At 71.8% G+C, this 397-nt stretch carries 1 protein-coding gene; it reads left to right on the top strand.

Annotated features, from left to right (window positions below; all coding sequences use genetic code 11):
* Positions 1-397, top strand: a 397-nt coding sequence (locus EMN46_RS19295; protein WP_229130452.1) for a 2-oxoacid:acceptor oxidoreductase family protein, incomplete at both ends; no start/stop codon positions are given.

The following is a 397-nucleotide window of genomic DNA, read 5'->3' as shown; positions in this document are numbered from 1 at the left end:
CCACGCCGACGGCGGCCTTCGTGCACGACCGTGATTGGGTCAACCCATCGCAGCGCTGCGTGGCGGCCATCACCGAGGCGGTGGGGGCCGACGCCGTGGGCGCGTTCGACGCCGAAGCGCTGGCGCTCAAGCTGCTGGGCGACACGCTGTACGTCAACCCGATGGTGCTGGGCTACGCCTGGCAAAAGGGCTGGATACCGCTGCGGCGCGAGACGCTGCAGCGCGCCATCGAGCTCAACGGCGTGGCGGTCAAGGCCAACCTGGCCGCCTTCGAATGGGGGCGGCGCGTCGCGCACGACCTGGCCGCGGTGCTGCGCTTGGTGGCGCCGGCGCAGGTGGTGCCCTTGCACCGCCAGCCGACGCTGGAGCAAACCGTGCGTGCCTGGGTGGAGCACCT

It is taken from the genome of Ancylomarina sp. 16SWW S1-10-2 (assembly GCF_009669305.1).
Classification (GTDB): Bacteria; Bacteroidota; Bacteroidia; order Bacteroidales; family Marinifilaceae; genus Ancylomarina.
Note: the sequence above shows the minus strand (reverse complement) of the source record. Positions and strands in the feature narration are given on the sequence as shown.